Raw genomic sequence first — 18,106 nt, forward strand, 5'->3', positions numbered from 1 at the left:
TTTCAGGACTGCGTCCCGGCCAGCCGGCCGGCGCGCCCTGTTGCGCGATCATACATGACGCCTGGCGAAGCGCCCCCTGCTTCGCCAGGCCATGTCTCAATCATACAGCTTCACGTCGTGCTTCTGCACCGGGCCGATGGGATCAAATCCCTCGCCATTGAAGCGCATGAGCTGCATCTGGGTGATGGGAAAATAATTTGTGGGGCTGGTGTTGACGAGAACGCCGTCCAGCAGCAGGCCGAGCTTCACGTCCTTCAGGCTGGCCGCCTGCTTCATGATGTTCTCACGGGAGAGATCGTCGCCGGCCATTTCCAGCACCCTGTGCACCAGCTTGATGCACATGTAGCCGTAAGCGTTCTGGTTGTTGGTCGCATCGCCCTCCGGGTACCACTGCTTCATGAAAGCCAGGTATTCCTGCACGCCCGGATCATCCCGGTAGCGCGGATCGCTCGCCTCCTTCAGCGAGGTGGAGGTGATGACGCCCCTGGCGTTCTCGATGCCGGCGGGCTTGAACACCATGGGGATGGAGGCGCCGGTGGTGTTGACGATCTGCAAATCCGGCTTCCAGCCCAGCTCCGCCGCCTTGCGGATGGCCTGGGCGGCGAAGCGCGGCGTCGAGAAATTGACGAAGATATTGGCGCCCGAGGCCTTCAGCTTCGACATCTGTGAATCGATGGTTGGCTCGGAATTGTCATAAGTGGCCGTGGCGACGACATATCTGTCGTAGTCCTTGCCCAGCGCCTTGCGAAAGCCCTCGAAAATATCCCGGCCATAGTCATCGTTGGGGTAAATGACCGCCACCTTGCCGTTGGGAAACTTCTCGCGGATGTAGCCAGCGTACATGGCCGCCTCGACGTGATACACCGACGTCGACAGGCCCATGGTCCACGGATAATTGCGGTAATCGCCGAATTTCGTGGCGCCGGTGGCGGCAAACAGCTGCGGGACCTTCCTGGCGTTCATGTATTTCATGATCGCCGCATTGGGCGGCGTGCCGACGGCCTGAACGATGGCGAGCACGCCATCCTGCTCCACCAGCTTGCGCGCCTGTTCCACCGCCTTGGGCGGGCTGTAGGCGTCGTCATAAGAGATGAACTCAACCTTGCGGCCATTAATGCCGCCCTTCGCGTTCACCATGCGAAAATAGGCTGCCTCGGTTTTGGCGAAGGCGCTGTAGGCGGAAGCCGGACCGCTGTAGGGGGCAAGGTTGCCGATGCGGATCGGCGGCTTCTCCTCCGCCCATGCCGGAGCGGCGCCAGCCAGCGCCGGGGCCAGGCCGACAGCCAGCCCCAGGGCCAGCAGGGCGCGCCGACCGGTCGAAAACGACCCGCCCACACGACGCCTTTCATGCGCGCCATGTTCCTCGCGCGCGCACGGCATGCTCACGTCCATGTTTTCCTCCCCGCCGCCCGCCGCGGTTAACCCGTCGGCGCCGCGCATCCCGGCGGCTCCATATTGTTGTGTGGGAGCCGACGGTCGATTTTTTTGGAACGTGATATAAAAATTGACCGACGTCAATCGGCGCGCGGCGCATTCCGGCTGTTGCCCGACCACCGGGGCTGGCGCCAGCCGCGCCGCGAGACCGCAGGCAACAACCATCGCTTCGGCCATCCGCAGGGGTTGACCAGCCACAGGCAAGTCAGCTTCATCGCAAGTCGATATCCCAAGTCGATGCGAAACCATGAAGGGCAGATGCATGCAGCAGCCAGCGCCGGCCGCACAGGGACGCCGCGAGGAAGCGAAGGCCGAGCGTCGCCGCCGCATCATCCACGCCGCGCGCGAACTCATCCGCGAAACCGGCGACGCCGGCCTGTCGATGCGGGCGCTGGCGGCGCGCGCCGGCGTCAGCCTTGCCACGCCCTACAACCTGTTTGGTTCGAAGGGCGCGATCCTGCTGGCGGTGCTGGAGGACATCAAGGGGTTCGGACGTCGCTTCGGCGGTTACGAAGCATGTTCGCCGCTCGATCGCGTGCTAAAGGCCGCCGCGCTCGCCGTGAGCTATTACGAGCAGGATCCGGATTTCTATCGGGCGCTGTGGGGCAGCATGCTCAGGACCACCGGCGCCGAAGAGCGCAGCATGATTTTTAACCCGAAGCGCGAGGCCTTCTGGATCGGCCTGCTGGACGCCGCCGCCGGCGAAGGCTGGCTGCTGCCGGAGATTGACACCGCCACGCTGATGCTCAACCTCGATTTCACCTTCCGGTCGGTCATGCTGCACTGGATCAATGGCGAAATCGGCCTGGAAAGCCTGCAGCCCGGTGTCGGCTATGGCTATGCCCTGACCCTGCGCGGCGCCGCCACAGACAAGGGGCGACAGCTGATGCTGGAGCGGGCGCTGGCGTTTCAGGCCGAACTGGCGCCGGCGCGGGCGGCGCGGAGCGGAAGCCGGCCGGACTGAACCGGCCCCGCCGTTGCGTCACGCCAGGTTCAGCGGCCGGTAAAGGCCGGCGCGCGTTTCTCGACGAAGTGGGCGACGCCCTCCTTGAAGTCCTCGCTGCTGAACGACGCCACCATTTCGCGATCGGCCACCTCCCAGGCTTCATCCAGGTTCTGGAACATCGCGTCATAAACCTGGCGCTTCATCACGCCGATGGAGCGGGGCGAGGCGTTGGTGGTGAGATCGCGGGCGATGGCGCGCACGGCGTCCACGAACCCCTCCTGCGGCAACAGCCGGGCGAAGCCGAGGCGCTCCAGTTCCCTGGCCTCGACGGTGCGGGCCGACATCAGCAGGTCAAGCGCGTTGGTCAGGCCGACGATGCGCGGCAGCATCCATGAGACGCCGTGCTCGGCGATCAGGCCGCGACGGGCAAACGCCGTGGTGAACTTGGCGCCTTCGGCGACGTAGCGGAAATCGCAGAACGACGAGAAGCACACGCCCATGCCAGCGATGGGGCCATTGATGGCGGCGAACACCGGCTTCGGCACGCGTAGCATCCAGGAAAAGCGCCGGTTGAAATTGGCGTCCAGACCATCGCCGCCATTGTTGGCGCGCGCGTCATCCCCGGCGGCGCCGCCGCCCTGCTGCTCGCCGGAGCTGATGCCGCTGAGCAGGTTCATGTCCGCGCCGGCGCAGAAGCCGCGCCCCGCCCCGGTAATGACGATGGCCCGCACCGCCTCGTCCGCGGCGGCCTGCTCCATGGCCTGACGCAACTCGCCTTCCATGTGCCGGGTCCATGCGTTCAGCCTGTCCGGCCGGTTCAGCGTCACCGTGGCGACATGATCCTTCACGTCATAAAGGATTTCGGTCCATGCCATCTGTTTCTCTCCCTGCGTCATGCCGCGGCCTCGTGAGCGGACCGCTGGCTCCGGTTCTGTTTATCCCCACTCCGGCCTGCTGGCGCAACCGCCAGCGCCGGAGTGCGGCCATGTCGCGGACGCGGCCAGACGGAGCCATCCGCCCGGCGCAACAGCCGCGCAATCTGGACCGGTGAGCGCCGGGGGATGGCTGGGGCGCGCCCCAAAAAGCAAACGCCGGAAGACTCTCCGTCTTCCGGCGTCGCCGTCATCAGATGTTTCAACCGGGCCTGGCGGCATGCGCGCTGGCCCGTTGCGCCGTCCTGGATCAGACCGGGTCCGGCAGCTTCTTCCAGATGCGCTTCTTTGCGAAGTAGGTCAGACCGGCCAGGAGCACCAGGAAGATGATCGCCCTGAAGCCCAGCGCCTTGCGCGCTTCCATCTTCGGCTCGGCTGTCCACATCAGGAAGGCCGAGACGTCCTTGGCGTACTGGTCAACCGTCTCCGGCGCCTGCGGCTTGCCGTCCGGCCCCTTGTAATCCACCTGGCCGTCGTTGATCGGCTTTGGCATGGCGATGACATGGCCGGGGAAATACTTGTTGTAGGTTCCGCCCGCCGGCAGGTTGAAGTCCTTCGGCTTCTCCACATAGCCGGTCAGCAGGGCGTGGATGTAATCCGGCCCCTGTTCGGCGAACTGGGTGAACATGTCGAACACGAAGGTGGGGAAGCCGCGCTCGTAGGTGCGCGCCTTGGCCATCAGCGACAGGTCCGGCGGCGCCTTGCCGCCATTGGCGGCGGCGGCGGCGTTGTCGTTCGGGAACGGGCTCGGCCAGTGGTCAGCCGGGCGGCCGGGACGCTCGAACATCTCGCCGGCGTCGTTGGGACCGTCCTGCACCTTGTACTCGGCGGCCAGGGCCTTGACCTGACCTTCCGTGAACAGCGGTCCGCCCGGCTCGGCCAGATTGCGGAACGCGACGTACTTCAGCGAATGGCAGGCGGCGCAGACTTCGCGATACACCTTGAAACCGCGCTGCAGCTGCTGCGGATCAAACTTGCCGAAGGGGCCGGAGAACGACCAGTTCACGGACGGCGGCGTCGGGCCGGCCTCGGAGGCCTGCGCCGGCGCCGGCGCCGACAGGGCGCCCAAAACCACCGTGAACACGCCGGCGGCCAGGAGTTTCGTAAGCTTCATTTGACGATTCCCCTTCACGGCTCAGCCATTGACCGACGCATCAGCCGGCGCCGCGCTCTTGGCCTTTTTGGCGAGCACCGCCTCGGCGATCGAGCCAGGCAACTGGCGCGGCGTCTCAAACAGGCCGAGCAGCGGCAGGATGATGAGGAAGTAAGAGAAGTAGAAGACGGTCAGAACCTGCGCCGCCAGGGTGTAGCCGCCCTCGGCCGGCTTGGCGCCGAGCCAGCCCAGCACAACGCAGGTGGCGACGAACAGCCAGAAGAACACCCGGAACACCGGACGGTAGTTGCCCGAGCGCACCTTCGACGTGTCGAGCCAGGGCAGGAACGCGAGGATCAGCACCGCCGAGAACATCGCCAGCACGCCGCCAAGCTTGGAAGGGATGGCGCGCAGGATCGCGTAGAACGGCAGGAAGTACCATTCCGGAACGATGTGGGCCGGCGTGACCGAAGGGTTAGCCTCGATGTAGTTGTCGGCGTGGCCCATGAAATTCGGGATGTAGAACAGGAACCAGGCGAACAGGATGAGGAAGAACACCACGCCCACGGCGTCCTTGACGGTCGCATAGGGGGTGAACGGCACGGTGTCCTTGCGGATGTTCTTCACTTCCACGCCGGTCGGATTGTTCTGGCCGACATGGTGCAGCGCCCAGATGTGCAGGCCGACGACGCCCGCCAGCATGAACGGCAGCAGATAGTGCAGCGCGAAGAAACGGTTCAGGGTCGGATTGTCCACCGCGAACCCACCCCACAGCAGGGTGACGATCCAGGTGCCGACGCCAGGAATGATCTCGTCAAAGGCCGAAAACAGGTTGGTGATGACGGTGGCGCCCCAGAACGACATCTGGCCCCACGGCAGCACGTAACCCATGAAGGCGGTGGCCATCATCAGCAGGAAGATGATCACGCCAAGGATCCACAGCACCTCGCGCGGCGCCTTGTAGGAGCCGTAGTACATGCCGCGGAAGATGTGGACGTAGACCGCGATGAAGAACATCGAAGCGCCGTTGGCGTGCATGTAGCGCAGCAGCCAGCCGAAATTGACGTCGCGCATGATCGATTCGACCGATGCGAACGCCAGCTTGGCGTTAGGCACATAGTGCATGGCCAGCACGACGCCGGTCACGATCTGCACCACCAGCATCATCGTGAGGATGGCGCCGAAGGTCCAGAAATAGTTCAGGTTGCGCGGAACCGGATAGGCGACCGCCGACGAATGCGTGAGGCTGATAATCGGCAGCCGGGCCTCGAGCCACTTCGTGAAGCCGCTCTTGGGGACGTAAACAGAATGGCCTTCCATAATGGTCGCCTGCTCCAGAAATGGTCGTTGCGCCTCAGCCGATCGTGATCTTCGAATCGGAGACGAATGTGTAGGGCGGAATCGGCAGATTGGTCGGCGCCGGCCCCTGGCGAATGCGGCCTGACGTGTCAAACACCGAGCCATGGCACGGGCAGAACCAGCCTTCATACTGGCCCTGGTGCCCAAGCGGCACGCAACCGAGGTGCGTGCAGTTGCCGTACACCACCAGCCACTGGGCGTGGCCCTGCTTGACGCGCGCCGAGTCGGGCTGCGGGTCGCGGAGAGAGGCCACGTCCACCTTGGCGGCGGACTCGATCTCCGCCTTCGTGCGATGGCGAACAAATATCAGCTTGCCGCGCCAGAACAGCTTGAGAATCTGACCTTCCGCCACGGGCGTCAGGTCAACGTCAACTGGAGCGCCGGCGGCGATGGTGGCGGCGTCCGGCTGCATCTGCGCGATGAACGGCCATGCGACAGCGGCGGCGCCGACAGCGCCGACCGCCCCGGTGGCGATCAGGAGGAAGTCACGCCGGGTCGGCTCGGCGGATGGTACGGTCTCGGCCACAATCGGCTCCTACAAAAGTGGACGGTGCCCGGCGACATCGGCCCGTCCCGCTGTAAACCGGGCGCGGTGCGCCGGACCTGGCGGCGCCGATGTCACGCGAAACACCCACGCCAGAAACTGCGCGCGACGATGGGAGTCGCCATGCGGCTCTTTGGCATGCTTCAAAAGTGGTGTCCATACCAGCACAGGCAGCCTGTCGCTGCCAAGCGCTGGCGCGAAAGCTGGCCGTGCGCCGCCCCCTGCTCACAGGCGGATGCAAAAGGATTGCGCGCAACCACTTCCTTGATAACGCCGTGTTTCCGCCACACTCGGCGCCATCGTCAACAAAAAACCACATGCGGCATTCCGCGCCACCTTGCGGCGGCGAAAATAGGCCCCATGGCCGTCGGGCGCGCGGAAAACGGCTTCGGCCACCCGACGCGGACGCCATTTTTTCCTCATTAAAGTGAATCAGATCATGTGCATGACGCCCCTGACCATGGCGATCGCGGCCGGCGCGCGTCCCGGAACGGCGGGTGCTCCCGCGTCTTTCGCCATCGCCCGTCGCGGCGGGAACAGGGATCGCTTTCGCCCGCCTGTCGATACATGATGCGCCGCGAAGCTGGCCCGGCAGCCGGCGGACGCCTCGCGGGTCGGGGCGCTTCACGACCGGGAACTGTTGCGGCGCGCCGGAAACCCGCGCCATGTCAGGACGGCAATCATGCGCCTTGCGCTATTTCAACCGGATATTCCACAGAACACAGGCGCGATCCTGCGTCTCGGCGCCTGTCTCAACGTGGCGGTGGACATCATCGAACCAGCCGGTTTTCCGGTCACCGACCGACATTTTCGCCGCGCCGGCATGGATTATCTGGATAACGTGCGCATCGACCGCCATGCCTCCTGGCGCGCCTTCCAGCAGGCGCATGCAGCGCGCGGCGGCCGGCTGGTGCTGGCCACCACCAGGGGCTCCCTCGCCCTGCCGGACTTCAGCTTCGCGCCAGACGACACGCTGCTGCTTGGGCGGGAAAGCGCCGGCGCGCCGGACTATGTCCATGCGGCGGCTGACGCGGCGGTGCATATCCCGCTGGCCAACGACATGCGCTCGCTTAACGTCGCCATGGCCGCCGCCATTTTCGCCGCGGAGGCGCTGCGCCAGACGGGGGGCTGGCCGCGCGCCCATGTTGGCGCTTGACCCTTTGCGCATGATCCTTGGCGCATGATCCTTGGCGATTCACCCGATGGGCGCGTGACGCGGCGGGCGCCCCCTGGTCAATTTCTCCCATGGCGCAACGGCGCCGATGGCGTCAGATACATGCTGGCGTTACGGATACGCCAGAGATGGAGAAGCGACGTGACCAATCCCGCAGGCAAGCCGGCCCAGTTGCCCCCCAAGGCAACCCTTGATGGTTACAAGGAGCGCGCCGCCACGTGGTTCGCCGGACTTCAGGAGCGGATTTTCGCGGCTTTCGAGAAGCTCGAGGACGAAGCCAGCGACCTGCCTCCCGGTTCCTGGGCGCCTGACATGCCGCAGGAGATTCGCGACAGGCCCGGCCGCTTCGTGCGCACGCCGTGGACGCGCACCGACCACACCGGCGCGCCGGGCGGCGGCGGCGCCATGGGTCTGCTGCACGGCCGGGTGTTCGAGAAGGCCGGCGTGCATGTTTCCACCGTGCACGGCGAGTTCGCACCCGAGTTTCGCGGCCAGATCCCGGGCACGGACACGCATCCCGGCTTCTGGGCCGCCGGCATCTCGCTCATCGCCCATCCCTGGCACCCCCAGGTTCCAACCGTGCACATGAACACGCGCTTCGTCGTCACCTCGAAGCCGTGGTTCGGCGGCGGCGCCGATCTGACGCCAATGCTCGACGCCCGGCGCAGCCAGGACGACCCTGATGCCCGGGCGTTCCACGCCGCCATGCGCGGCGCCTGCGCCGGCCATCCGCACGCCGACTACCCGCGTTACAGGGAATGGTGCGACGAGTACTTTTTCCTGAAGCACCGCAACGAGATGCGCGGCATCGGCGGCATTTTCTACGACTATGTCTGGAACGACGATTTCGACGCGGATATGGCCTTTACCCGCAGCGTCGGCGAGGCTTTCCTCGATATCTATCCGGCCATCGTCCGCGCCAACATGGGCAAGCCGTGGCGCGATGAGGAGCGGCTGGAGCAGCAGGTGCGGCGCGGCCGCTACGTCGAGTTCAACCTGCTCTATGATCGCGGCACGGTGTTCGGCCTGAAGACGGGCGGCAATATCGCCTCGATCCTGTCGTCGATGCCGCCGACAGTGCGCTGGCCGTAACCGGTCAGTCTTCCAGCCGCTCAAGTCCCTGCATCGACAGGCGCGCCAGCGCCTGTCGCGCCGGCATCTGGACCACAAGCCCCCCGTCGCGCACGCTCACCGGCAGATCGGGCGCCAGCTCCACCAGCGGCGCCAGGGCGAACGCCCGCTCCCCAAGGCGCGGATGCGGCAGGGTCAACTCCGGCGTATCAAGCGCCACATTGGCCATGTCGAGCAGATCGATGTCGATGGGACGCGGCCCCCAGCGCCGGGCGTCCGGCGCCTGACGGTCGCGGCCCAGCCGCCGTTCGACATCCAGACACAGACGCAACAGGGCCAGTGGCGGCAAGGTCGCCCCAATCTCCACGCAAGCATTGAGAAATGGCGGCTGGTCAGGATCGCCCCAGGGCGGCGTGCGCCACAGCGCCGAGCGCCGGCGCATCTCGACCCCTTCCGCCGCCGCAAGCAGGGCGATGGCGGCGTCGAACCGCGCCGCCACGTCGCCGAGATTGCCGCCGAGCCCCAGGAAAGCGCGGGTGAAGACAACGTCTGCCGGCGCCGCCCGCCCCCCTTCCGGCGCCATGTCTCCCTGGGGAATGTCTCCCTGGATCATGCGCCCCTCTCCATGGCGGATGCGAGCGCCGGCTCAGGCGCCATCACCCCCTGGACAATGCGCAGGGCGTCGCGATGGGCGGCGACGTCATGCACCCGCAGCACATCGGCGCCAAAGGCCAGGGCCAGGCTATGCCCGGCAAGCGAGCCGGCAAGCCGGTCGGCCACCTCGCGGCCAGTCAGCAGGCCGATGGTCGATTTGCGCGAAACGCCGACCAGCACCGGCAGGCCGTAACAGGCCCGAAGCTCGGGAAGCCGGCGTATGGCCTCCAGATGCTGGGCGCGCGTCGCGCCAAAACCGAAGCCGATATCCAGCACGATGCAATCGTCGCGCACGCCAGCCTGGGCGGCGATGGCCAGCGAACGGTCGAAGAAACGCCGGAACAGGTCCATGACGTCGGCGTCCGGCTGCGTCGCTTCGGCGTTGTGCATGATGACGACGCCGGCGCCATGCCCGGCCGCGACCCGGGCAATGTCGGGGTCGCGCTGCAATCCCCAGATATCGTTGACGATCCCCGCCCCCGCCGCGAGCGCGGCGCTGGCGACCGGGGCCTTCCAGGTATCGATGGAGATCACCGCCGGCAGTCCCGCCTGCGCCAGCGCCGCCCGCGCGGCGTGGATGGCTGGCGTCACCCGGGCGATTTCTTCGTCCGCCGGCGTCGGCGCATGACCGGGGCGGGTGGATTCGCCCCCCACGTCGATGATGTCCGCCCCGTCCCGCGCCATGGCGCAGGCATGGGCCGCCGCGACCGCGGGGGCGTTGAACTGGCCGCCGTCGGAAAACGAGTCCGGCGTGACGTTGAGCACGCCCATCAACAGCGGCAGCCGGTCGCTCCGCCAGGCCTCATCCGCGCCCAGGGACGGTCGCTGGCGCAGGCGGGCCAGCAGGCGCGACGCCGCGACGCCATCTGGTTCGCCTGGGGCAAACGGCTGGTCTGGCGCAATGGGAGAATGGTGCTCGGTCATGCCAGTTTCATTGCGCCAAATCCGCCGCCCGTCCAGCCCACAACGTGGCTGTCAGTCGCCGCCACGCCCACGCAGGCGATCACGCCAGTTGCGCCGGCTGGCCAGGGCAGCGCCGGCGGCCAGCGTTTCCGGCGCCGGAACCGCCGCCGTCACGCGCACGTCCCGGGCGCGGCGGGCCAGCCCCACGGCGACCGGCGTCGCCACGCCCTTCACCGGAAAACCACGGAACTGGTGCTCCGACGCCGTGACGTCGATGCCGGCGGCCTCGGCGGTGGCGGCGGAAAACGCCAGTTGCACGTTCTCCTGCTTGGCGATCGATTCAATGCGGCTGGCCACATTGACCGTTGGGCCGATCACCGTGATGGCGGCGCTGTCGCCCCAGCCAATGCGGCCCACCACCAGTGGCCCGGTGTGAACGCCCATCGCCACCCGCAGCGGATCATCCAGTTCCGCCGCCAGCTCGCGGTTCAATTGATCCAGCGCCAGGTCGATGTCCCGCGCCGCCAGCAGCGCCCGCGTCGCTCCGGTGACCGCGTCGCCGCCTTCGGGAAACAGGGCGAGCAGGCCGTCGCCCATGTATTTCTCAATGCGGCCTCCAGCCTGCTCGATCGCCACGCCCATCAGCTGGAACACGCGGTTCAGAATGAACACGGTGTCGTACGGCAGCTTGGACTCGCTCAACCGGGTGAAGCCGCGAATATCGGCGAACAGCACGGTGAAGCGCCGCTCAACGCCGCCGGCTTCCAGATTGGCCACCGCCTTGAGAGCTGCCTGCGCCGGGCGCGCCTTGCCGCGCGCCGGCGACAGCAGCGGCTGCACCACCACCGCGCCGCGCGGCTGCGCCTGGCAGGCAAGACGCACGTCAGCATCAGCGCCGATGGACTGCAGCGTCATGCGCTCGGCTTCGCCCACCGGCGACATCTCGTCCAGCCCCCGGAGCACGCGCACCCGGCACGTGGAGCAGCGGGCCCGTCCACCGCAAACCGCCAGATGCGGAACCCCATTGGCGCGGCCGATTTCGAGAATGGTCCCGCCACGCGCGCCCTGCACCGTCGGCCCATCGAGATACTGGATGCTGACCGTGCGGCGGGCGAGGCGCGACGCCGCCAGCCGCCCGACGGCGACGGCCAAAACCAGCGCCGTCACGCCGTAGAACGCCCGCTGACCCAGATCGCGCCAGCCAGCCAGCGCGACTTCGCCTGCCTGCGACGGCCAGTTGACGGTTTGCTTCAGCGCCTCCATGGCCGCCGGGTCTGCCAGCTCCACGTCAAGGCGTCGCCCCTCGGCGACGAACCCGGCCAGGGCGAGGGCCGGAACCAGCACCGCGCCGGACAGCAGCCACGGCGCCCAGCGGGCGTACCAGTGCGCCTCGCGCAGCCACATATGCAGGCCAAGGCAGCCATGGACCCATACCAGCGCCAGCAGCAGCGATTGGGGGATCGCCGCGCCCGGCCACAGCCGCGCCAGCTCGTAGGCATAGTTGTCATTGACCCGAAGGATCGAAAAAGCCACCCGGGTATTGACGATGTGCGGAATGAGCAAGAACGGAATGGCGAAGCCGGACAGTAGCTGCGCCCACTCCCATCCGCGCAGCTGGAACGAGCGTTTGCCGCCGACCCGCGCCAGCGCCAGAACGCCGTGGACCGCCAAAGCGAGACCCAGGATGATCGAGCCTGGCGCGGAGCGCGTGACCGCCGTCCGGGCGGTGCGAACCGCCTCCATGACGTCAAGGCTGACCAACCCCAGCGCGACGTTGAGGAAAAGCGTTCCCGCGAAAGCGAACATGACAAGGCCTGAGGCCAGCCGCAGCCGTTGCGCCGGCGACCCCAGCAACAGCCTGTTCATGACGCCTCTCCCAATCCTGGACGCCGGCGCGTCCGCGAACCGGCGTCTGAAACAAATATGGTTTCGCCGGCGAGAAATCGCTGGGGGGCGGTCAACCTGCCGCATTGTCCGGTGAGGTTTGTCACGGACAGACCGGACATGGGCAATTCAAAATGACGCGCGCAAGGCAAAAGGCGCGAAAATCCCGCCTGACCAGAAAAACCGGTCATTGCGATCACCGGATCGCCCCTGGAAGCCCCAGTGTTTCAGCGGCGCGGCGCCAGACGGACGCCCAGAGGCGCTGCGCACGCCAATGAGGCCGCCCCTTCGGATTTTGGGTAAAGCCGCGCGGCGCCAGGGTTCTGCGGATCGCGGATACGTCGGCGCCTCCGAGGTCTGGTTTGCGGTGTCCTGCGGGCGACGCCTGGCGTTCAGCCGGCGCCGCCGCCTGCCGGCCCGCGCCCCTTGTGGACAGGAAACCGCAGCGCCGACGACGCGCGCCCGGGGCTCCGGGCGCTCCAGTGCAGGCCGCCGCCGAGACTTCGCGCAACGCGACCCGCGACCCGCTGGGTCATGACGCCGTGCGCGTCCGCCGTCCATGACGGCGCGCCCGCCCGCAACCACGTCAGCCCCAGCACCGCCTCACTCCCCTCCAGGGTGAGACTGATCCGCAATGGCTCTTCAGACGACGGATCCTCCCGCAAGGCGAGGAACAGCAGATCCGCCAGAACGAGACACAACCGGACAAAGTCCTCATGGTCCAGCTCCATGGGCGCAATGGCGATTTCCCCATGCAGGTCCGGACGGCGCTCGGCGCGGATGATCTCCTCGCACAGATCGGTCATGACGCTGGACAGATCGCCCCCTTCCAGCGTCATCTGGCCGCGCATCAACCGCTCGACGCGGGCGGTCATCAGCATGCGCTCGCGCGCCACGTCGGCCAGAAGACCGGGGTCCACGTCCTCCATCGTCCGCATCAAACTTGCCGCGACGCGCGCGTTGCGGCCCAGCCAGCGGCTCAGGGCGTCAGACAGCACCAGCACCTGCTGCGTCTGCCGGGCCTCCCGCGACGCCAGCGCCGCCTGCCGCGCCGCCAGCAGATAGACGACCAGCGCCGAAGCGGCATAGCCGCCAATGAACACCAAACCGTTCAGCGACAGGCCAAGGGTGAAGTTCAGCGGCGGCGACCGCATGGCGATGACAGCGGCCGCGACTGACACGGCCAGCACGAAGATCCCGGCGATCTGGCCGGCGAATGTCGTGGCGATGGCGATGCCGGCGAAGAACAGCACCAGCGGCAGGCCAACGATCGCCGCCCGCAGCCAGAGGACGAACAGCAGCGGAATCACGGCGCAGGCAATGGCCAGAACCGCCTGGGCGCGCGGGTCAGAAAGGCGCATCGGTCGCTCCAGCGTCGGCGCCGGTCCCGCCGTCGGCCCATTCGGCGAGGCGATGCGCGAGAGCCAGGGCCTGGTCGCGCTCAAGGGTGATGATGACCGGATCGCAATTGTCGAATTTCAGATCGAACCGGAGTTGCGCCCGGCCATCGGCGTAGGGGTCCGACACGCTGGCGTTGATCGCCTCGATCGCCATGTGCAACCCGCTGGCAGGCGCTGGCGGCGTAGCGGACAGCGAGGCCCGCGCCTGGCCCGCCAGCACGTCGCGGTCAACGAACAGGTCCGGCGCGCCCGGGCGCCGCGCCGCCGCGAGCGCACCAAAGGGGTCAAACGCCGCCGCGTCAGGGACATCCTCGCCAGAGGGCTGGATTTCGCCAAGCGGCTGCAGCCAGGCCTTGAGGGCCGGATCGAGACCATCGTCGTCAGCATGCCGCGGCGTCGGGGCGGCCTCAGCCAGGTCATCGGGGAGCGCCGGGGACGGCGCGTCGCCGGTACAGGTCAGCGGCAATGCAAAAGCCGGCTCCTGGGGCCCCGCCGCGCCATTCGGTTGCGAATCCGTGTCCCCGGACGCGGACTGCCCCTGGCCCCCAAAGGTCCGCACGGCAGGCGACAAGGTAACGCGCATGATCTTGCTCCGGATCGGCAAATCATACGGATGCGACCACCTGGAGCCAACTGCCCTACTGCGTTTTCAACGCAGATTCGTGATGCGGAGCGTCAGCCAAAATATATCTGATGATATACAACTTCATGCAACCATCAGCAAAGCGCCCCATAAATGGGGGGAAACACATGAATGGAGGAAACACATGGGCAGCGGCGGCAGGTCGCCATACCGGCGGAGACAGGTCCGGCTGACGCCGCCCCGGATGGTGCAAAGGTCAGGCGCAACAGCCGTCGCCGCCGCCCCCGGCGCATGTCCCGCCCCACCCCTTGTCCCGCCCTGGATTATCCCAGGGGCGGGGCGTCATCGCCCCGGACAATATCGAACGTCAGCAACGGCCCGCTGTGAACGGAGCCTGCGAGCCGATGCCCGGCTTCATGCACCATATGGGGGATGTCGATCGCCGCCATGGGATCGGTGCAGCGCACGCGCAGGCGCGCGCCCGGCGCCATGCGAGCCAGTTCCCGCCGGGCGTAAAGCACCGGAAGCGGGCATTTCAGTCCACGCAGGTCAAGTTCACGCGAAGTTGCTTCGCCATCGTCCGTGTCACGCATATGCGACGACGTCATGTCTCCTCTCCATTATCCAGAACCGGCGGACCACGCCCGCCACGCCGTCATTAAGGGACGGAGCGGCGCAGCGTCAAAAGCCGCCAGGCCGAATTGCGGCCACATCGGAAAATATCCCACGCCCATGCGCGGTCGGGCTTGACGCGGCGCCCCGGGATTTGAACTAGTTGTCGCCGCCCCATGGCGCTTTCGCATTGCCCTGCAACCGCGAATGGGCCATGCCTCCCGTTCTGTCGCCTTTTCCACCGCGAAACGCCGTCCGCCGCGTCGGGAAACGCCATAACAGTCTGATTTTACGCAACTTGCCAGGCAAAAGCAGCATCGGCTTTTGCTGACGTTACTCCAGCAGGAAAGCCTCCATGTCACAGCCGATCAGCGCGGAAGCCGCCGCCCGCCTTGCCGCCCTTCGCGGTGAAATCGACCGCATCGACGCGGACATGCACGCCCTGCTGATCGCGCGCAGCCAGATCATCGATGAACTGATCACCGTGAAGAGCACCCAGGCCTCCGGCTCCGCCTTCCGGCCTGGTCGCGAGGCCTCGATGATGCAGGCCATCGCCCGCCGCCACACCGGCTCGCTGCCGCTTGACACCGCCGAAGGCATCTGGCGCGTGATCATCGCCACGTTCACCTGGATGCAGGCCCCGTTCAACGTGCACGCGGACGTCAGCTCCGGCGACGGCCCGATGCGCGACAGCGCCCGCTTTCATTTCGGCTTCACCGTGCCCTACCTGCCGCATGGCAGCGCCGCGGACGTCATTGCGGCGGTGGGGCGATCTGCCGGCGACGTCGGGATTTTCCGCGCCGACAGCGGCGTCAGCTCGCTGGCGTGGTGGGACGCCCTGACCGGGGCCGACGCGCCGAAAATCATCGCCCGCCTGCCGTTCATCGAGCGGCCGGACCACCCAGCCGGCACGCCGGTGTTCGTGGTGTCCAAACCACTGGCCGACGCGGCGGTGCGCGAAACCATCCTCTACGCCGCCAGGGTCGAGCGCTGGCCTGAGAACGCCGCCGCGGCGCTTGCCAGCGCAGGCGCCGACGTCATCGGCAGCGCCGGGGCCCCCGGCGGACTGTCGCTGCTGATCGCCGCGCCCGGATCGCTGGAGCCGGATGATCTGGCCGCCGCCCTGCCCGCATCCGCCGGCCGGGCCGCGTTGATCGAGGTTGGCAGCCACGCCGACCGGTTCCGCCTGACCTGAGCCTGCATCCCCGCACGGCTTCCCCATCGCGCCGCGCGCCCGCGCCCGCGCCAGGCGGCGGCGGCCTGTCAGGCGGCGGCGGCCCGTCAGGCGCGTCCCATGGTAGCGGCGCAGAAAAGTGGGTCCCACTTTGCGCCGATCTCCTCTATAGCTGCGGGCGTCCAATCTGGAGTTCAAGCTGATGGCCAATTCCGAGGCCCGTCCTGTTCCGCGCCCTGGCGTGATGTCGATCGCTCCCTATGTTCCGGGCCGCAGCGAAGCCCCGGGCGTCGCCAAGGTCTACAAGCTCTCGTCCAACGAGACGCCGCTGGGCCCCAGCCCGCACGCCATCGCCGCCTACCGGGGCGCCGCCGGTCATCTGGAAGCCTACCCTGACGGCGCCGCCACGCGTCTGCGCGCCGCTATCGGCGCCCGCTATGGCCTCGACGCCAGCCGCATCATCTGCGGCGCCGGTTCGGACGAACTGCTGAACCTGATCGCCCACACCTACATCGGGCCAGGCGACGAAGGCCTGTTCAGCGAGCACGGTTTCCTCGTCTACAAGATCGCCATCACCGCCGCCGGCGGAACGCCTGTGGTCGCCCGGGAGCGGGATTACACCACGGACGTCGACGCCCTGCTCGCCGCCGTGACGGAGCGGACGAAGGTGGTGTTCGTCGCCAATCCGAACAACCCCACCGGCACCTACGTCCCGCACGACGAAATGGCCCGGTTGCGCGCCGGTCTGCCGCCGCATGTCCTGCTGGTGATCGACGCCGCCTACACCGAATACGTCCGGGCCAATGACTACAGCTCTGGCCTGGAGATGGCCGCCAGCCTGCCCAACGTGCTGATGACGCGCACGTTCTCGAAGATCCACGGTCTGGCCGGACTGCGCATTGGCTGGGCCTTCGGTCCGGCCGACGTGATCGACGCCCTGAACCGGGTGCGCGGCCCCTTCAATGTCAGCGCCCCGGCGATCGCCGCCGGCGTCGCCGCCATGGAAGATCCGGCGCACGAGGCGCAGGCCGCCGAGCACAACCTGACGTGGCTGGCCTGGGTGACGGAACAGGTGCGGGCGCTTGGCTTTGAAGTCACGCCCAGCGTCGGCAATTTTGTGCTGATCCATTTCCCGGACGCGCCTGGGAAAACAGCGCGCGACGCCGACGCGTTCCTGCTCGGGCGCGGCCTGGTTCTGCGCGCCGTCGCGTCCTATGGCCTGCCCAACGCCCTGCGCATGACCATTGGTTCGGAAGAAGCCAACCGCCTCGTCATCGACGCCCTGCGCGACTTCCTGAAACGCTGACATGAGCAACATGGGCAGCCACCGCGTGGACGAAACAGCAGCAGCGCCCGCCGGGGCGCCCATGGTCGGCAGGCTGGCCATCATCGGCATCGGCCTCATCGGCTCGTCGATCGCGCGGGCGGCGCGGCAGCACGGCCTCGCCAGCTCCATCGCCATCGCCGACGCCAGCCCGGCGGCCATGGCCGAAGCCAGCCGGCTCGGCCTTGGCGACAGCTGCGGAACCGACGCCGCCGAAGCGGCGACCGACGCCGACCTGGTGATCCTGTGCGTGCCTGTCGGCGCCATGGGTCAGGTCGGCGCCGCCATCGCGGGGGCGCTGAAACCCGGGGCGATCGTATCGGACGTCGGCTCGGTCAAGGGCAGCGTGGTGGCGCAGCTTGGCCCGCATTTGCCGGAAGGCGTGCATCTGGTCCCGGCGCACCCCGTGGCCGGCACCGAGAACTCCGGCCCTGGGGCGGGTTTCGCCAGCCTGTTCCACAATCGCTGGTGCATTATCACGCCGCCGGAGGGAGCCGATCCCCAGGCGGTGGAGACGTTGCGCGCTTTCTGGGCCGGCATGGGCGCCAATGTGGAAACCATGAGCCCCGAACGGCATGATCTGGTGCTGGCCGTCACCAGCCACCTGCCGCACCTCATCGCCTACAACATCGTCGGCACCGCGGCTGACCTGGAGCAGGTGACCCGCTCGGAGGTGATCAAGTTCTCCGCTGGCGGCTTTCGTGACTTCACCCGCATCGCCGCCTCCGACCCGACGATGTGGCGCGATATCTTCCTGAACAACAAGGATGCGGTTCTGGAAATGATCGGGCGCTTCAACGAGGATCTGGCGGCGCTGGCGCGCGCCATCCGCTGGGGCGACGGCGACGCGCTGTTCGAACTGTTCACGCGCACGCGCGCCATCCGGCGCGGCATCATCGACAGCGGTCAGGAGACCGCCGAGGCCGACTTCGGCCGCCGCCATGATGATGACGCTACGGCCTGAGCGCCCGGTCCTCAGGTCCCGGTCCTCAGGTCCAGCCCCCAGTTCCCGGCCACGC

The 18,106-nt window shown here is 67.4% G+C and carries 17 protein-coding genes; 6 read left to right on the forward strand and 11 right to left on the reverse strand.

Going from position 1 to position 18,106, the window contains the following annotated elements; all coding sequences use genetic code 11:
- Window positions 1-96: 96 nt before the first annotated feature.
- Window positions 97-1,380: an ABC transporter substrate-binding protein gene (locus IE243_RS11520; RefSeq protein WP_191319637.1), complete on the reverse strand. Its 1,284-nt coding sequence runs from the start codon at window positions 1,378-1,380 to the stop codon at window positions 97-99.
- Window positions 1,381-1,696: 316 nt separating this feature from the next.
- Between IE243_RS11520 and IE243_RS11525 the strand changes: the two genes are divergently transcribed.
- Window positions 1,697-2,398 carry a TetR/AcrR family transcriptional regulator gene (locus tag IE243_RS11525; RefSeq protein ID WP_191319540.1) on the forward strand — a complete coding sequence of 234 codons (702 nt, stop codon included), beginning with the start codon at window positions 1,697-1,699 and terminating at the stop codon, window positions 2,396-2,398.
- 29 nt (window positions 2,399-2,427) lie between these two features.
- Here the strand turns inward: IE243_RS11525 and IE243_RS11530 are convergent, their stop codons facing one another.
- The 4 genes from IE243_RS11530 to petA all read right to left on the reverse strand — a co-directional run bounded on the left by IE243_RS11530 (window position 2,428) and on the right by petA (window position 6,290).
- Window positions 2,428-3,255, reverse strand: coding sequence for an enoyl-CoA hydratase (locus IE243_RS11530; RefSeq protein WP_191319541.1), 828 nt, complete (start codon window positions 3,253-3,255; stop codon window positions 2,428-2,430).
- 307 nt (window positions 3,256-3,562) lie between these two features.
- Window positions 3,563-4,426, reverse strand: coding sequence for a cytochrome c1 (locus IE243_RS11535; protein ID WP_191319542.1), 864 nt, complete (start codon window positions 4,424-4,426; stop codon window positions 3,563-3,565).
- 21 nt (window positions 4,427-4,447) lie between these two features.
- The gene (locus IE243_RS11540) at window positions 4,448-5,725 is read right to left on the reverse strand and encodes a cytochrome b (RefSeq protein ID WP_191319543.1); all 1,278 of its coding nucleotides are present in this window, start codon (window positions 5,723-5,725) and stop codon (window positions 4,448-4,450) included.
- Between the two features lie 34 nt (window positions 5,726-5,759).
- Complete coding sequence (gene petA / locus IE243_RS11545; RefSeq protein ID WP_191319544.1) at window positions 5,760-6,290, reverse strand: ubiquinol-cytochrome c reductase iron-sulfur subunit; 531 nt, start codon at window positions 6,288-6,290, stop codon at window positions 5,760-5,762.
- Between the two features lie 700 nt (window positions 6,291-6,990).
- Here petA and IE243_RS11550 point away from each other — a divergent pair.
- A complete protein-coding gene (locus IE243_RS11550) occupies window positions 6,991-7,464 on the forward strand; it encodes a tRNA (cytidine(34)-2'-O)-methyltransferase (protein ID WP_191319545.1) in 474 nt (157 codons plus the stop codon).
- A 159-nt stretch (window positions 7,465-7,623) separates the two neighbouring features.
- Entirely contained in the window at window positions 7,624-8,574 is a 951-nt protein-coding gene (hemF, locus tag IE243_RS11555) for an oxygen-dependent coproporphyrinogen oxidase (RefSeq protein WP_373301662.1), read from the forward strand.
- Between the two features lie 4 nt (window positions 8,575-8,578).
- Here the strand turns inward: hemF and folK are convergent, their stop codons facing one another.
- The 6 genes from folK to IE243_RS11585 all read right to left on the reverse strand — a co-directional run bounded on the left by folK (window position 8,579) and on the right by IE243_RS11585 (window position 14,585).
- Window positions 8,579-9,166 (reverse strand): 2-amino-4-hydroxy-6-hydroxymethyldihydropteridine diphosphokinase, encoded by a 588-nt coding sequence (gene folK / locus IE243_RS11560; protein WP_308432038.1) that lies wholly within the window; start codon window positions 9,164-9,166, stop codon window positions 8,579-8,581.
- A complete protein-coding gene (gene folP / locus IE243_RS11565; protein ID WP_244643104.1) occupies window positions 9,163-9,978 on the reverse strand; it encodes a dihydropteroate synthase in 816 nt (271 codons plus the stop codon). The genes folK and folP overlap by 4 nt, the downstream gene beginning before the upstream one ends.
- A gap of 204 nt (window positions 9,979-10,182) precedes the next feature.
- Window positions 10,183-11,976, reverse strand: a complete 1,794-nt coding sequence (locus tag IE243_RS11570; protein WP_191319547.1) for an adenylate/guanylate cyclase domain-containing protein — start codon at window positions 11,974-11,976, stop codon at window positions 10,183-10,185.
- Window positions 11,977-12,386: 410 nt separating this feature from the next.
- Complete coding sequence (locus IE243_RS11575; RefSeq protein ID WP_191319548.1) at window positions 12,387-13,355, reverse strand: hypothetical protein; 969 nt, start codon at window positions 13,353-13,355, stop codon at window positions 12,387-12,389.
- Window positions 13,342-13,977: a hypothetical protein gene (locus IE243_RS11580; RefSeq protein ID WP_191319549.1), complete on the reverse strand. Its 636-nt coding sequence runs from the start codon at window positions 13,975-13,977 to the stop codon at window positions 13,342-13,344. Before IE243_RS11580 ends, IE243_RS11575 begins: the two co-directional genes overlap by 14 nt.
- Before the next feature lie 323 nt (window positions 13,978-14,300).
- Complete coding sequence (locus tag IE243_RS11585; RefSeq protein WP_244643084.1) at window positions 14,301-14,585, reverse strand: sulfurtransferase TusA family protein; 285 nt, start codon at window positions 14,583-14,585, stop codon at window positions 14,301-14,303.
- Between the two features lie 359 nt (window positions 14,586-14,944).
- Between IE243_RS11585 and IE243_RS11590 the strand changes: the two genes are divergently transcribed.
- The 3 genes from IE243_RS11590 to IE243_RS11600 all read left to right on the forward strand — a co-directional run bounded on the left by IE243_RS11590 (window position 14,945) and on the right by IE243_RS11600 (window position 18,051).
- Window positions 14,945-15,784, forward strand: a complete 840-nt coding sequence (locus IE243_RS11590; RefSeq protein WP_191319550.1) for a chorismate mutase — start codon at window positions 14,945-14,947, stop codon at window positions 15,782-15,784.
- Between the two features lie 181 nt (window positions 15,785-15,965).
- On the forward strand, window positions 15,966-17,069 hold the full coding sequence (hisC, locus tag IE243_RS11595) for a histidinol-phosphate transaminase (RefSeq protein WP_191319551.1): 1,104 nt from the start codon (window positions 15,966-15,968) through the stop codon (window positions 17,067-17,069).
- Between the two features lie 10 nt (window positions 17,070-17,079).
- Window positions 17,080-18,051 (forward strand): prephenate/arogenate dehydrogenase family protein, encoded by a 972-nt coding sequence (locus IE243_RS11600; protein WP_191319641.1) that lies wholly within the window; start codon window positions 17,080-17,082, stop codon window positions 18,049-18,051.
- The last annotated feature ends 55 nt before the right edge of the window (window positions 18,052-18,106 follow it).

Origin of the sequence: Camelimonas fluminis (genome assembly GCF_014656355.1) — a bacterium.
Taxonomy (GTDB): Bacteria; Pseudomonadota; Alphaproteobacteria; order Rhizobiales; family Beijerinckiaceae; genus Camelimonas; species Camelimonas fluminis.

Bases quoted from the DNA above. Each gene is read 5' to 3' on its own strand.
- IE243_RS11520 (WP_191319637.1), bottom strand. From the start codon at position 1,380: ATGCCGTGCGCGCGCGAGGAACATGGCGCGCATGAAAGGCGTCGTGTG.
- IE243_RS11525 (WP_191319540.1), top strand. From the start codon at position 1,697: ATGCAGCAGCCAGCGCCGGCCGCACAGGGACGCCGCGAGGAAGCGAAG.
- IE243_RS11530 (WP_191319541.1), bottom strand. From the start codon at position 3,255: ATGGCATGGACCGAAATCCTTTATGACGTGAAGGATCATGTCGCCACG.
- IE243_RS11535 (WP_191319542.1), bottom strand. From the start codon at position 4,426: ATGAAGCTTACGAAACTCCTGGCCGCCGGCGTGTTCACGGTGGTTTTG.
- IE243_RS11540 (WP_191319543.1), bottom strand. From the start codon at position 5,725: ATGGAAGGCCATTCTGTTTACGTCCCCAAGAGCGGCTTCACGAAGTGG.
- IE243_RS11550 (WP_191319545.1), top strand. From the start codon at position 6,991: ATGCGCCTTGCGCTATTTCAACCGGATATTCCACAGAACACAGGCGCG.
- folK (WP_308432038.1), bottom strand. From the start codon at position 9,166: ATGATCCAGGGAGACATTCCCCAGGGAGACATGGCGCCGGAAGGGGGG.
- folP (WP_244643104.1), bottom strand. From the start codon at position 9,978: ATGGGCGTGCTCAACGTCACGCCGGACTCGTTTTCCGACGGCGGCCAG.
- IE243_RS11570 (WP_191319547.1), bottom strand. From the start codon at position 11,976: ATGAACAGGCTGTTGCTGGGGTCGCCGGCGCAACGGCTGCGGCTGGCC.
- IE243_RS11575 (WP_191319548.1), bottom strand. From the start codon at position 13,355: ATGCGCCTTTCTGACCCGCGCGCCCAGGCGGTTCTGGCCATTGCCTGC.
- IE243_RS11580 (WP_191319549.1), bottom strand. From the start codon at position 13,977: ATGCGCGTTACCTTGTCGCCTGCCGTGCGGACCTTTGGGGGCCAGGGG.
- IE243_RS11585 (WP_244643084.1), bottom strand. From the start codon at position 14,585: ATGACGTCGTCGCATATGCGTGACACGGACGATGGCGAAGCAACTTCG.
- IE243_RS11590 (WP_191319550.1), top strand. From the start codon at position 14,945: ATGTCACAGCCGATCAGCGCGGAAGCCGCCGCCCGCCTTGCCGCCCTT.
- hisC (WP_191319551.1), top strand. From the start codon at position 15,966: ATGGCCAATTCCGAGGCCCGTCCTGTTCCGCGCCCTGGCGTGATGTCG.
- IE243_RS11600 (WP_191319641.1), top strand. From the start codon at position 17,080: ATGGGCAGCCACCGCGTGGACGAAACAGCAGCAGCGCCCGCCGGGGCG.